Raw genomic sequence first — 13,130 nt, forward strand, 5'->3', positions numbered from 1 at the left:
AGCGCGGGCGGCAGTGATAGAAAAAACTGTAAGGGTTGCGAACTGAATCGCGGGCATAAAAAACCCGATCAGCGACCGGGCTTATGTGGGAGCTGTCGAGCTTCAGCGAGGCTGCGATGCAGGCGCTGCGGTCTCGCAGGTGCACCGAGGCGATCCTGTCGCAGCCTCGCTGGGGCTCGACAGCTCCCACAGGAATCACCTTTCACCTTGAGAATCAGGTTTAGCGAGCAGCGCCCAGCTGGCCTTTTTCGTCGGAGAACACAATTTCTACCCGACGGTTCTGCGCCCTGCCCCGCTCAGACGCGTTGGCTTCGACCGGATACTGATCGCCGTAGCCTTCGACCTGAATGCGTTTTTCGTCGATCCCCAGGTCGCTCAGTACATCCGCAACCGCTTGAGCGCGGTCCCGGGACAGTTTGATATTTTCCTGTTCGCCGCCGGTATTGTCGGTGTAACCCTCGATGCGCACCACGCGCTTGGGGTTCAGTTGCAGGAACTGCACCACTTTGAGCACGGTGCGGTTGGCCGAGTTTTGCAGCTCTGCATCACCCGTATCGAACAGCACGTCACCCAGGGTCATCACCAGCCCGCGATCAGGCTGGACGGTGGTCAGGCTGGATATCTGCGCCTCAATCCATTTGCCCTGTTGCTGAACGCTGGAGAGCTTGGCTTCACGCAGGGCCAGTTGCAGGCGCTGGCGTTCCAGCTCCAGCTTGACCCCACGCTCCTGATTGAGTGCCTGCTCGGTGTGTTCCCGGGCAATCGCGCTGTAGCGCTGGCTCAGGTAGGCGTAATGCGCCACATCGGCGCCGCTGCCCCAGAAGCTGGAGAAACGGTCGGCACGGGCCAGGGACTCACCGGCGCGAATCACGTCCTTGGGTGCGATACGCAGCACATTCGAATCTTCCTTGACCTTCTGGAAGTCAGTGCTGGCCTGTTGCAAGGCGAGGTTACTGTCGGGATGGGTCGCACAACCACCCAGCGCACTGCCCAGCAACACCACACAGCTCAACCCACGCATCAACGGGCTCATTGGGCGTCTCCCAACTGCAACTGCTTGCGCAGGCGGGTGATGCGGGTGTTGAGCACGTTCAGTTGCTCCTGGCTTTTGCGGGTCAGCACCCGCGCTTCCGCCAGGCGGGCGTCCAGCTCGGCTTCTTCAGCCTGCATGCGGGCGTCCTTGTAGGATTCATCGGCCATGTCGGCACGGGCCTGGGTGAACTTGTCTTCCGCCAGCTTCAGCTCGGGCGAATCGCTGGCAACGGCGCCCACGGCGCTGGCTTGTTCCAGGGCTTGCTGGGTCAGGCGCATCTGTTCATTCGGCGCAGGATCGGCTGCACATCCCGCCAGAGCTACAACGGCGAGGGCCGCGAAAAGAGGTCGAATAGTCACTGAAAATCCCTACTTTGTTGGGGTGCCGACGGGTTGCTGCAACTGCGCTTTCCAGCGCTCAAGATTGCTCTGCAGCGCGGTTTCCGCCAGACCGGACGCGGGCAATTCTGTCATCTTTTTGGCGAGCTGTCCGCGCAACCACGGATCGTTGCAGGCGGAGTTGTGGGAAATGGCCAGGTACAGGCCCGGCTGGTCGATGGGGATTTCCCGCGCCACCAGGTCGTTGCTCATGCCCAGGGTCTGGGCCATGGCCATGCCGGAATAACGTCCGGCGAGCACGTAGTCCACTTCTCCCAATAGCAGTTTCTGGAACGCCGGGGTCAGGCTGGGCAGGCGCTGCAGGGTCAGTTGCTCACCGGCGAAGGTTTCAAAGTCGCGGCTCAGGCGCGCCCTTTCCGACACCGCGCCCTTGTGGCCCTGCAGGTCGCTGGCCTGGCTGTAGGCCAGGGAGGAATCCTTGCGGGTCCAGACCAGATAATCGGTTTGCACCAATGCCGGGTGGATGTAGTCGAGGGAGTCCAGGGCGTCGAGGGTCAATGGCGCGTCGGCGAGGATGTCCATGCGCCCGCTGCGCACTTCTTCCAGCGCCAGGGAACGTTTGCCGCCGTACAGCAGGTCGATTTTCACCCCGAGGTCCTTGGCCACTTGCTGCAGCATGTCGGCGGTGGCGCCGATCAAGTGCGTGGGGTCCTGGGGATCACGCCACAGATAAGGCGGGGCGTCCGGGCTGCCGGTGATCACCAGCCGATCACATTTGCCCGCCGCCAGCGACACCGTCGGCAGCAGTGACAGGGCCAGCAGTACAGTCCAGGGACGCAATTCCATGGCAGGGTTCTCCAGTTGAAAAATTACCGGGCAAAAAAAAGCCCGGTCAAAAGACCGGGCTCTTTATAAGTGAAGCGGCTGGATTAGACCAGCTTCTCCAACTCGGGTACGGCTTCGAACAAGTCCGCCACCAGGCCGTAATCAGCCACCTGGAAGATCGGTGCTTCTTCGTCCTTGTTGATCGCAACGATCACCTTGGAGTCTTTCATACCGGCCAAGTGCTGGATCGCGCCGGAGATACCGACGGCGATGTACAGCTGTGGCGCAACGATCTTGCCGGTCTGGCCGACCTGCATGTCGTTCGGTACAAAACCTGCGTCGACGGCAGCGCGGGAAGCGCCGACCGCAGCGCCCAGCTTGTCGGCCAGGGCGTACAGGTGCTTGAAGTTGTCGCCGTTCTGCATGCCGCGGCCGCCGGAAACGACGATCTTGGCAGCGGTCAGTTCTGGACGATCGGACTTGGCCAGCTCTTCGCCAACGAAGCTGGAAGTGCCAGCGTCGTGGGCAGCAGCCACAGCTTCAACCGCAGCCGAACCACCTTCAGCTGCAACCGGGTCGAAACCGGTGGCACGCACGGTGATGACTTTTACCGACGCAGTGGACTGCACGGTAGCGATGGCGTTACCGGCATAGATCGGACGCTTGAAGGTGTCGGCGCTTTCTACCGAAACGATCTCGGAGATCTGGTCAACGTCCAGTTGCGCAGCAACGCGCGGCAGGATGTTTTTGCCGTTGGAGGTGGCGGCAGCCAGGATGTGGCTGTAGCCAGCGCCCAGTTCTGCTACCAGCGGCGCAACGTTTTCCGGCAACTGGTGAGCGTAGGCTGCGTTATCGGCAACCAGTACTTTGCTCACGCCAGCGATTTTGGCAGCGGCCTCAGCCACGGCACCAACGTTTTGGCCAGCGACCAGGACGTGGATATCACCACCGATTTTGGCGGCGGCGGCAACAGTGTTCAGGGTGGCCGGAGCCACGACCTTGTTGTCGTGTTCTGCGATTACCAAGATAGTCATGGTTAGATTACCTTCGCTTCGTTTTTCAGTTTCTCGACCAGTTCAGCCACCGACTTGACCTTGATGCCCGCGCTGCGTGCAGCCGGTGCTTCGACTTTTACGGTCTTGTTGGTGGAGGCGGTGGAAACGCCCAAAGCGTCCGGAGTCAGCACTTCGAGAGGCTTCTTCTTGGCTTTCATGATGTTTGGCAGGGACGCGTAGCGCGGCTCGTTCAAACGCAGGTCGGTGGTGACGATGGCCGGCAGTTTCAGGGAAACTGTCTGCGCGCCGCCGTCGATTTCGCGGGTCACGGCAACCTTGTCGCCGCTCACTTCGACTTTCGAGGCGAAGGTGCCCTGGCCGTAACCGGTCAGTGCAGCCAGCATCTGGCCAGTCTGGTTGTTGTCGCTGTCGATGGCTTGTTTGCCGAGGATCACCAGCGATGGCTGTTCCTTGTCGACAACGGCTTTCAACAATTTGGCAACGGCCAGGGAAGTCAGCTCTTCAGCGGATTCGACGAGGATGGCGCGATCGGCACCCAGCGCCAGGGCGGTACGCAGCTGCTCTTGAGCAGTGGTCGGACCGATGGAAACGACGACGATTTCAGTCGCAACGCCTTTCTCTTTCAGGCGTACGGCTTCTTCCACGGCGATTTCGCAGAAAGGGTTCATCGACATCTTGACGTTAGCGAGGTCGACGCCGGAATTGTCCGCCTTGACGCGAACTTTCACGTTGTAATCGACAACGCGTTTGACAGCTACAAGAACCTTCATGGATTCCTCGTTACTCTCCGGTGAAAAGAAAGTCGCCTAGGCGAACCTGGCGGTTTGATGCTCATCGGCACACAAGGGCACCTCCAAAAACACCGGCAATCGTCGGCGGGGGACCTTGCTCACGGGAGTGATGACCGTTCGTCAGTGGTGACTGAGAGGTCATTCATTATCGTGGCGTGTAAACTGCGCGCCATCGTGGCTCGCGCGTCACCCTTATTTACCTTCAGCCTGTCTTTCGAGGTGGCCTTGAAACCCACAGTCTGCCTACGGGATGCGCAAAACCGACCGTATATTGACCGGAACGCCTATTCCGGTCAATACGCCAAAATGGTCAGTTATAAGCCGCGTTGCTTTGATTTACCTAGCTTGCGGGCAATTCAAACAAACGTTTGTATTGGACGCTGAGAGTGGTGTAGATATAATGCGCCACCTAGAGAGAAAGGTGGGTCGTTCCCTGCCCCTTGCATGAGATTGATGCAGGCATTGTGGGACGGATTACCGAACCTCCACCCATTAGAAAAAAAAGCCGTTGAGCCTTGAGTAGGAGATAGCCTGTGGAACGCGAATACATGGAATTCGACGTGGTCATCGTCGGCGCTGGCCCGGCAGGCCTGTCTGCCGCCTGCCGATTGAAGCAGAAGGCCGCCGAAGCCGGTAAGGAAATCAGCGTCTGCGTGGTCGAAAAAGGCTCCGAAGTCGGCGCTCATATCCTGTCCGGTGCCGTGTTTGAACCCCGTGCCCTGAACGAACTGTTCCCGGACTGGAAAGAACTCGGTGCACCGCTCAACACCCCTGTTGTGCGTGATGACATCTATGTACTGCGCTCCAGCGAAGCTTCCACCAAGGTGCCTGACTTCTTTGTGCCCAAGACCATGCACAACGAAGGCAACTACATTATTTCCCTGGGCAACCTGTGCCGCTGGCTCGCCCAGCAGGCCGAGAACCTGGGGGTGGAAGTCTACCCGGGCTTCGCCGCCCAGGAAGCACTGTTCGACGAAAACGGCGTGGTGCGCGGGATCATCACCGGTGACCTGGGCGTCGACCGTGAAGGCAACCCGAAAGAAGGCGTCTACACCCCGGGCATGGAACTGCGTGGCAAGTACACGCTGTTCGCCGAAGGTTGCCGTGGCCACATCGGCAAGCAACTGATCCAGCGCTTCAACCTGGACAGCGACGCCGACGCCCAGCACTACGGCATCGGCCTGAAGGAAATCTGGGAAATCGACCCGGCCAAACACCAGCCAGGCCTGGTGGTGCACACCGCCGGTTGGCCGCTGGACATCATGAGCGCCGAGAACACCGGCGGTTCGTTCCTCTATCACCTGGAAAACAACCAGGTGGTCGTCGGCCTGATCGTCGACCTGTCCTACAGCAACACCTTCCTGTCGCCGTTCGACGAGTTCCAGCGCCTCAAGCATCACCCCGTGCTGGCCCAGTACCTGGAAGGCGGCAAACGCATCAGCTACGGCGCCCGTGCCATCTGCAAAGGCGGCCTGAACTCGCTGCCGAAAATGGTGTTCAAGGGCGGCGCGCTGATCGGCTGCGACCTGGGCACCCTGAACTTCGCCAAGATCAAGGGCAGCCACACCGCGATGAAGTCCGGCATGCTCGCCGCTGACGCCGTGGCTGACCGCCTGTTCGCCGAATCCGAAGGCGGTGACGAACTGACCGCTTACGTCGACAGCTTCAAGAACAGCTGGCTCTACGAAGAACTGTTCGCCAGCCGTAACTTCGGCCCGGCGATGCACAAGTTCGGCCCGATCATTGGTGCCGGCTTCAACTGGTTCGACCAGAACATCCTCGGCGGCAAAATGCCGTTTACCCTGCACGATACCAAGCCGGACTACGCCTGCCTCAAGCTGGCCAAGGACAGCAAGAAGATCGACTACCCGAAACCCGACGGCAAGCTGAGCTTCGACAAGCTGAGTTCGGTGTTCATCTCCGGTACCAACCACGAAGAAGAACAACCGTGCCACCTGAAGCTGAAAGACCCGAGCATCCCGATCGGCACCAACCTGCCGCTCTACGATGAACCGGCGCAGCGCTACTGCCCGGCCGGCGTGTATGAAGTGATCACCAAGGAAGACGGCGAGAAGCGCTTCCAGATCAACGCCCAGAACTGCGTGCACTGCAAGACCTGTGACATCAAGGACCCTTCGCAGAACATTACGTGGGTGACGCCGGAAGGTGCGGGTGGGCCGACTTACCCGAATATGTAAATCCGCTGCTTGAACAGAAGGCTCCCAAATGGGGGCCTTTTTTGTAGCCCGGAAAAAGACCCATCGACTCGGTCAAATGTGGGAGCGGGCTTGCTCGCGAAAGCGGTGTATCAGTCACAGATGTTTTGGCTGAACCACCGATTTCGCGAGCAAGCCCGCTCCCACATTTTTGACCGAATTGTGCCCGGGAGAGTTATGCCGCCCGCTCATCCCCAGGGCTGCGCTCGAAGTAGCGCTTGTATTCCCGGCTGAACTGCGACGTGCTCTGATACCCCACACTGTGGGCCGCCTGCGCCACGCCCATGCCTTCCACCAACAGCAACTGCTGTGCCTTGAGCAACCGCAGACGCTTGAGGTACTGCACCGGCGACAACAACGTGCAGCGCTTGAAGTGTTCGTGAAAGGTCGACGCGCTCATGTGCGCATAACCCGCCAAGGTCTCGATATTCAGCGGCTCGGCGTAATGGGCATGCAGGTGATTCAACGAGGTCGCCACTCGGGAAAACTGCCCCTGCTGCTCCACCAGCGCGCGCAACACATCCGCCTGTGGCCCACGCAACGCGGTGAACAACAATTCCCGAACCCGCGCCGGGCCCATGATCCGACTCTCCAGCGGATCGTGCAGGCACTGCAACAGCCGTTCGACGCAGCCACGCATGGCGTCATCCAGCACCACTGAACTCATGGACTCCAACGTCTGGGCTGCCGGGGGTGGCCCGGACTGGATCCCCATCGCCATCACCAACTCACCCAGCACCACCCGATCAATGCCCACCGTCACCCCCAACAGCGGTGCATTCGGCATGGCAAAAGTCTCGCATTCGAACGGCACCGGCATCGCCTGGATCAGGTAATGCCCCGCGCCGTACTCCAGGGTACGCGGGCCCAGGTACGCGACCTTGCTGCCCTGGGCGACGATCATCAGGCTCGGTTCATAAATCTGCGGGCCCCGCGCCACATCGCAACTGGCACGCAATACCTGCACGCCCGGCAGGTTCGTGGGCGAGAACCCATCACGGGGTGTCAGGGGTTCGATCAAGGCAACCAACGCGGCATTGGCATCGACATGGCGGGTCAACAACATGGCAAAAACTTCGCGAAAAAGGGGATGAGACCATCATCGCAGGTCTGGCGCCACAACGATCCAATCCAGGTGCACTCCCGGACGAATAGGCATGAGACTCGGAGCAATCGCCATGGCCGCACCCAGGCACGGCGCGGAGAATGCGCCACCTCACCTGTTACTGCACCTGCGAGGTTTCTCCATGTACACCGCCATCGGTTATGCCGCTCAATCGGCCACCACTCCCCTCGCCCCCATGTCCTTCGAACGCCGTAGCCCGCGCGTCGATGACGTGGCGATCGAAATTCTCTACTGCGGCGTCTGCCACTCCGACATCCACCAGGCACGCAACGAATGGGGCATTGCCGTGTACCCGCTGATGCCGGGCCACGAGATCGTCGGTAAAGTCACCGCCGTCGGCGCCAGCGTCACCGCGCACAAAGTCGGCGACCTGGTGGGTGTTGGCTGCATGGTCGACTCCTGCCGTCACTGCGACGCCTGCCACGCGGACCTCGAGCAATACTGCCTCGAAGGCCCGACCATGACCTACGCCACCCCGGACCGGGTCGACGGCAGCAACACCATGGGCGGCTACTCCGACAGCATCGTGGTCAGCGAGCACTTCGTGGTGAAGATCCCGGCCAAGCTCGACCTGGCCAGCGCCGCGCCGATCCTCTGCGCCGGCATCACCACTTACTCGCCGCTCAAGCACTACGGCGTGAAGGCTGGCGACAAGGTTGGCGTTCTGGGCATGGGCGGTTTGGGCCATATGGGCATCAAGTTCGCCAAGGCCATGGGCGCGGAAGTGACGCTGTTCACCCGCTCCGCGAGCAAGGCTGAAGAAGGCCGTCGCCAGGGCGCCGACCACGTGATCGTGTCCACCGACGAAGCCCAGATGAAAGCCGCTGCCGGGCATTTCGACTTCCTGCTGGACACCATTCCGGTGCAGCACGACTTGAATCCCTACCTCGACGTACTGCGCTTTGACGGCGTGCACATCCTGGTAGGTTTGATCGAGCCGGTCGACCCGCCCGTCAATGCCGCCAAGCTGGTGATGGGCCGCAAGGTGCTGGCCGGTTCGTTGATCGGTGGCATTGCCGAAACCCAGGAAGTCCTGGATTTCTGCGCCGAGCACGGCATCACCTGCGACATCGAGATGCTCGACATCCGCCAGATCAACGAAGCCTACACCCGCATGATTGCCGGTGATGTGAAGTACCGCTTCGTGATCGACATGGCGACCCTGAAGGCCTGATCATGATCGTTCCCACGCTCTGCGTGGGAACGCATGCTGTGACGCTCTGCGTCACCGTTGCGCAGGGCTCAAGTGCTGGACGCGGAGCGTCCGAAGCGGCATTCCCACGCGGAGCATGGGAACGATCACGGCCTGATCAGGCCTTCGCGCCCAACTCCGCTGACAGCCGTGCTGCGACCTGTTTGATCACAGGGATCAGCTCGGCCATTTTCTCCAGCGGCATGTAGGGCACGGTACTGGCGATGCTGATGCCGGCGACGATTCGCCGGCTGGCATCGCGCACCGGTGCCGCGACACAACGGATCGACGGTTCGTTGTCTTCCAGATCGAATGCATAACCGCCCGCCACGTATTCCTGCATGCGCTGTTCAAACTGCGCCCAGGATTGTTCGGGGTGCTGCGGCCACTGCAGATTCTTCCCGCCCGTCGGCAAGCTGACCTGATACAGGCGCTGCCACTCTTCCACGCTGTCATCCAGCAACAACGCCTTGCCGATCCCGGTGCGCGCCAGCGGCATGCGATGGCCGACGCGCGAGCGCATTTCCGGGCCGTTGCGGCCAGGGTTCTTGTGCAGGTACAGCACGTCGTCGTATTCGCGGATAGCCAGGTGGATGGTATCGCCGGTCAACGCCGACAACTCGTCCAGATACGGCACTGCCAGGCTGACCAAAGGCAGTTCTTCACGGGCCTGGAAACCCAGCTCGATCAATTTGGGGCCCAGCAGATAACCGACTTGCGGCACTACGCGCAGGTAGCGTTCTTCCACCAGGCAACTGGCCAGGCGGTGAGTGGTGCTGCGGGTGGTGCCGATGCGCTTGGCGATTTCCTTCAGATCCCGCGCACCGGCCGCCACTGCCTGCACCACGCCCAGGCCACGAAGCAGGGTTTGAGTGCCGGTGGGCGCGGCTTCTTTGACGGGAGTTTGGGCGTTTTCCTGCATATCGGGCCTATTGGGAAGTACGAAAACGGCGAGCATTATGGCAAATGCGGACCAGCAAAACAGGGGAGATCAAAATGTGGGAGCGGGCTTGCTCGCGAATGCGGTTTTCCAGTTAATGCATACGCTGACTGACACACCGTTTTCGCGAGCAAGCCCGCTCCCACATTGGTCGTGTGGCGCCCTTTTTATCGCTGTTTCATGCGGTCGATAATCACCGCCAGCAACAGGATCGAGCCGCGAATCACGTATTGGTAGAAGGTGTCGATGTTCTTCAGGTTCATCGCGTTCTCGATGATCGCCAGAATCAGCACCCCGGCAATCACATGCCGAATCATCCCGATTCCGCCGCTCAGCGACACCCCGCCCAGCACGCACGCCGAGATCACCGTCAGCTCGAACCCCTGGCCAATCATCGGTTGCCCCGAGGTCATCCGCGACGCCAGGATCACCCCGGCCAACGCGCCGATCACGCCGTGCACGGCAAAGATGATGATCTTGGTGCGATCGACATTCACCCCGGCCAACAGCGCCGCTTCCTGGTTGCCGCCGATGGCCATGGTGTTGCGCCCGTAGGTGGTGTAGTTCAGCAACCAGCCAAAAAACACAAAGCACAGCACGGTGATGACGATTGGCACCGGCACGCCAAATAGCTGGCCGTTACCAAAGACGAAGAAGTTTTCGTCCATCACGCCGACCGCCTTGCCGTTGGAAAAGATATACGCCAGCCCACGCACGATCTGCATCGTCGCCAGCGTCGTGATCAACGCGTTGATCCGCAGCTTGGCGATCACGATGCCGTTGATCAGCCCCACCACCAGGCCCATGGCCAACGCCGCCGACACGCCGAAGAACACGCTGTCGGTGTCGCGAATCACGATCCCCGCCACCACGCCCGAACAGGCGATCACCGAACCCACCGACAAGTCGAAGTGCCCCGACGCCAGGCAAAACAGCATGGTGCAGGCCGCAATCCCCACAGTGGAAATCGCCAGCCCCAGGCCACGCATGTTCAGCGGCGAGAGGAAGTTGTCGATGAAGATGGCGCTGAGCACAAAGATGCTCAAGGCCGCCAGCAGCATGACCCAATCATCGAGAAACTTGCGCTGGTTGAACCCCGGCCAGAAGCTTCTTGCAGTTTTTACCTGTGACATACCCACCTCGTATTCTTCAGTCCCGCGTACGCGGAAGAGCCAGTTGCAGCAGCCGTGCTTCGTCCGCTTGATCGCGGGTCAATTCGCCGGTCAGGGCGCCTTCGCTCATCACCAGGATGCGGTCGGAGATGCCCATCACTTCCATCAGGTCGCTGGACACCACGATCACCGCGATGCCACTGGCCGCCAGGTTGTGAATGATCTGGTAGATCTCCGACTTGGCACCGATATCGATGCCGCGGGTCGGCTCGTCCAGCAGCAACACTTTCATCGGCATCGACAACCAGCGGCCGAGAATCGCCTTCTGCTGATTGCCGCCCGAAAGGAACAGAATCGGCTGGTCCGCCGACGGCGTGCGCACGTTCAGCGCGCTGATCTGCCGCTGGGCGTTGGTGCGTTCCCAGCCGCCCTGGATCAGCCAGCCGAAGCGCGCATGGTCGCGCCGCGCACTGATATTGATGTTCTCTGCAACGCTTGCGCGGGGCACGATGCCTTCCTTCTTGCGGTCCTCGGGGCAGAGCAACACCCCCGCCGCAATCGCATCCCGTGGTGTCTTGAACGTCTGCGCCTGGCCATGCAGCACCAGGGTCCCCTGGGTGCTGCGGGACAGCCCGGCGAGCAGGCGCAACAACTCTGTGCGCCCGGCCCCCACCAGGCCGAACAGCCCGAGAATCTCGCCCTTGTTCACCTGCAGGCTCACCGGTTCCTGCAACCCCGGCCCGAGCAAACCTTCGACTCGCAGCGCTTCACCGCAGTGCTCGCGCGGCCGGTAGTCGTAGATATCCTGGATATCGCGCCCGACCATGCAGTTGACCAACTGGTCGACGTTCAACTGCGTCATGTCCTCGAACGTGCGCACGAAGCGCCCGTCCTTGAACACCGTCACCGCATCGCAGATACGGAACACTTCTTCCATGCGGTGCGACACGTAGAGGATCACCCGGCCTTCATCCCGCAGTCGGGCGATGATCACCATCAGCCGCTCGATCTCACGGGCCGAGAGGCTGCTGGTGGGTTCGTCGAACGCAATCACATGGGCGTTGCGCGACATGGCCTTGGCGATTTCCACCAGTTGCCGCTGGCCGAGGGACAGGCTGCCCAGGCGCATGTTCGGATCGATTTCATCCGCCAGGCCCTTGAGCAGTTCCCGTGCCTTGCGCACCATCGCCCCGCGATTGACCACGCCAAAGCGCGACGGCATATGCCCCAGCAGCAGGTTCTCGGCGACGGTCATTTCCGGCACCAGTTGCAGCTCCTGGTGAATCACTGCGATGCCGCTGGCGATGCTGTCGGCCGCCGACTTGAAACTCACGCTGCGTTCGCCCAACTGCAAGCTGCCGCTGTTGGGCGGATAAAAACCGCCGAGGATTTTCAGCAAGGTCGACTTGCCCGCGCCGTTCTCGCCCATCAGCGCATGCACCGAATGGGGCCGCGCTTCAAAGCTGATCTGCGCCAGGGCCTTCACCCCGGGAAACTCCTTGCCGATGCCGTTGAAGCGCAGGCTTTCTGCTGCGGCGCTGTTCATTTCCACAGACCGATCTTGCTCAACTCTTCCTTGAAGTTGGCGCGGGTGATCAGGGTCACGTTATCCAGTGCGGTGAACTTGGCAGGCTCAGTGCCTTTGGTCACCCACTCGAACATCGAGGTCGCGGTTTTATAGCCGGACGCATCGGGGCTGAGCAGCATCGAGCCGTAGAAACCGGTGTCGGATTTCTTCAGTTCTTCGATGGCGTCGGTGCCGTTGATGCCCACGCCAATCACGTTTGTGGCCTTGAAGCCGGCGCTTTCGGTGGCGCGTACGCCGCCCAGTACGGTGCTGTCGTTCATGCCGCCAATCAGCAGGTTTTTCGCGCCGCTGGGCAGTTTCACCAGGGCCGAGTTGGTGGAGTCCATGGCGCCCGGCACGTCGAGGGTTTTCTGCGCGGTGAACAGGATATGGTCAACCGGCAGGCCGGCGGCCTTGAGGCCTTCTACCGAACCGTCGGTGCGCTTCTTGCCGGTTTCCAGCTCGTCGAAGGTATTGATGACGGCGTAGGTGTCCTTCCAGTCCCAGTTGCGATGCTTGGCTTCGGTGGCCATGGCTTCGCCTTGTTTCTGGCCGATCTTGTAGGCGTCCAGGCCGACGTAAGGCACGTCTTCCATGGGCTTGCCCTTGGCGTCGACGAAGCGGTCGTCTACCGCCAGCACTTTGAGGTTATTCAGCTTGGCCTTGGCCATGATCGCAGGGCCCAGGGACACGTCCGGCGGGCAGATCACGAAACCCTTGGCGCCGTTGGCGGCCAGGGTATCGATGGCGGACAGGGTTTTCTCGCCGTCGGGCACGGCGATCTTGATCACGGTGAAACCATGGTCCTTGCCGGCTTTTTCAGCGAAGGCCCATTCGGTCTGGAACCAGGGCTCTTCCGCCTGCTTGACCAGGAAGCCGATCTTTACTTCTTCGGCAGAGGCCAGGCCGCTGAGCGCCATCGTGAGGGCAAGGGTGCCTAGTGTTTTCTTGAGCATGAACCACCTCTTCTTGTT

Annotated in this window: 12 protein-coding genes; 2 read left to right on the top strand and 10 right to left on the bottom strand. The window is 60.9% G+C overall.

Features of this window, described 5'->3' with window-relative positions:
* Nucleotides 1–220: 220 nt before the first annotated feature.
* From V6607_RS24445 to V6607_RS24465, 5 genes are all read right to left on the bottom strand, one after another.
* Nucleotides 221–1,033 carry an OmpA family protein gene (locus tag V6607_RS24445; protein WP_004371220.1) on the bottom strand — a complete coding sequence of 271 codons (813 nt, stop codon included), beginning with the start codon at nt 1,031–1,033 and terminating at the stop codon, nt 221–223.
* A complete protein-coding gene (locus tag V6607_RS24450) occupies nt 1,030–1,392 on the bottom strand; it encodes a DUF4398 domain-containing protein (protein ID WP_008434912.1) in 363 nt (120 codons plus the stop codon). The genes V6607_RS24445 and V6607_RS24450 overlap by 4 nt, the downstream gene beginning before the upstream one ends.
* Nucleotides 1,393–1,401: 9 nt before the next feature.
* The gene (locus V6607_RS24455; protein ID WP_102369693.1) at nt 1,402–2,217 is read right to left on the bottom strand and encodes a transporter substrate-binding domain-containing protein; all 816 of its coding nucleotides are present in this window, start codon (nt 2,215–2,217) and stop codon (nt 1,402–1,404) included.
* A gap of 83 nt (nt 2,218–2,300) precedes the next feature.
* Complete coding sequence (locus V6607_RS24460; RefSeq protein WP_004371223.1) at nt 2,301–3,230, bottom strand: FAD-binding protein; 930 nt, start codon at nt 3,228–3,230, stop codon at nt 2,301–2,303.
* A 2-nt stretch (nt 3,231–3,232) separates the two neighbouring features.
* Nucleotides 3,233–3,982: an electron transfer flavoprotein subunit beta/FixA family protein gene (locus V6607_RS24465; RefSeq protein ID WP_004371224.1), complete on the bottom strand. Its 750-nt coding sequence runs from the start codon at nt 3,980–3,982 to the stop codon at nt 3,233–3,235.
* A 554-nt stretch (nt 3,983–4,536) separates the two neighbouring features.
* Here V6607_RS24465 and V6607_RS24470 point away from each other — a divergent pair.
* Nucleotides 4,537–6,201: an electron transfer flavoprotein-ubiquinone oxidoreductase gene (locus tag V6607_RS24470; RefSeq protein WP_008434918.1), complete on the top strand. Its 1,665-nt coding sequence runs from the start codon at nt 4,537–4,539 to the stop codon at nt 6,199–6,201.
* 193 nt (nt 6,202–6,394) lie between these two features.
* Here the strand turns inward: V6607_RS24470 and V6607_RS24475 are convergent, their stop codons facing one another.
* Nucleotides 6,395–7,285, bottom strand: coding sequence for an AraC family transcriptional regulator (locus tag V6607_RS24475; protein WP_004371227.1), 891 nt, complete (start codon nt 7,283–7,285; stop codon nt 6,395–6,397).
* Between the two features lie 181 nt (nt 7,286–7,466).
* Between V6607_RS24475 and V6607_RS24480 the strand changes: the two genes are divergently transcribed.
* Nucleotides 7,467–8,519, top strand: coding sequence for an NAD(P)-dependent alcohol dehydrogenase (locus tag V6607_RS24480; protein WP_134327690.1), 1,053 nt, complete (start codon nt 7,467–7,469; stop codon nt 8,517–8,519).
* Between the two features lie 136 nt (nt 8,520–8,655).
* Here the strand turns inward: V6607_RS24480 and V6607_RS24485 are convergent, their stop codons facing one another.
* From V6607_RS24485 to V6607_RS24500, 4 genes are all read right to left on the bottom strand, one after another.
* Nucleotides 8,656–9,459 (bottom strand): IclR family transcriptional regulator, encoded by an 804-nt coding sequence (locus V6607_RS24485; RefSeq protein ID WP_004371229.1) that lies wholly within the window; start codon nt 9,457–9,459, stop codon nt 8,656–8,658.
* Nucleotides 9,460–9,644: 185 nt separating this feature from the next.
* Nucleotides 9,645–10,610 (bottom strand): L-arabinose ABC transporter permease AraH, encoded by a 966-nt coding sequence (gene araH, locus V6607_RS24490; RefSeq protein ID WP_004371231.1) that lies wholly within the window; start codon nt 10,608–10,610, stop codon nt 9,645–9,647.
* A 16-nt stretch (nt 10,611–10,626) separates the two neighbouring features.
* Nucleotides 10,627–12,135, bottom strand: coding sequence for an L-arabinose ABC transporter ATP-binding protein AraG (gene araG, locus V6607_RS24495; RefSeq protein ID WP_004371233.1), 1,509 nt, complete (start codon nt 12,133–12,135; stop codon nt 10,627–10,629).
* A complete protein-coding gene (locus V6607_RS24500) occupies nt 12,132–13,112 on the bottom strand; it encodes a substrate-binding domain-containing protein (RefSeq protein ID WP_008434927.1) in 981 nt (326 codons plus the stop codon). Before V6607_RS24500 ends, araG begins: the two co-directional genes overlap by 4 nt.
* Between the last annotated feature and the right edge of the window lie 18 nt (nt 13,113–13,130).

The organism is Pseudomonas sp. KK18, assembly GCF_037094675.1.
Classification (GTDB): Bacteria; Pseudomonadota; Gammaproteobacteria; order Pseudomonadales; family Pseudomonadaceae; genus Aquipseudomonas.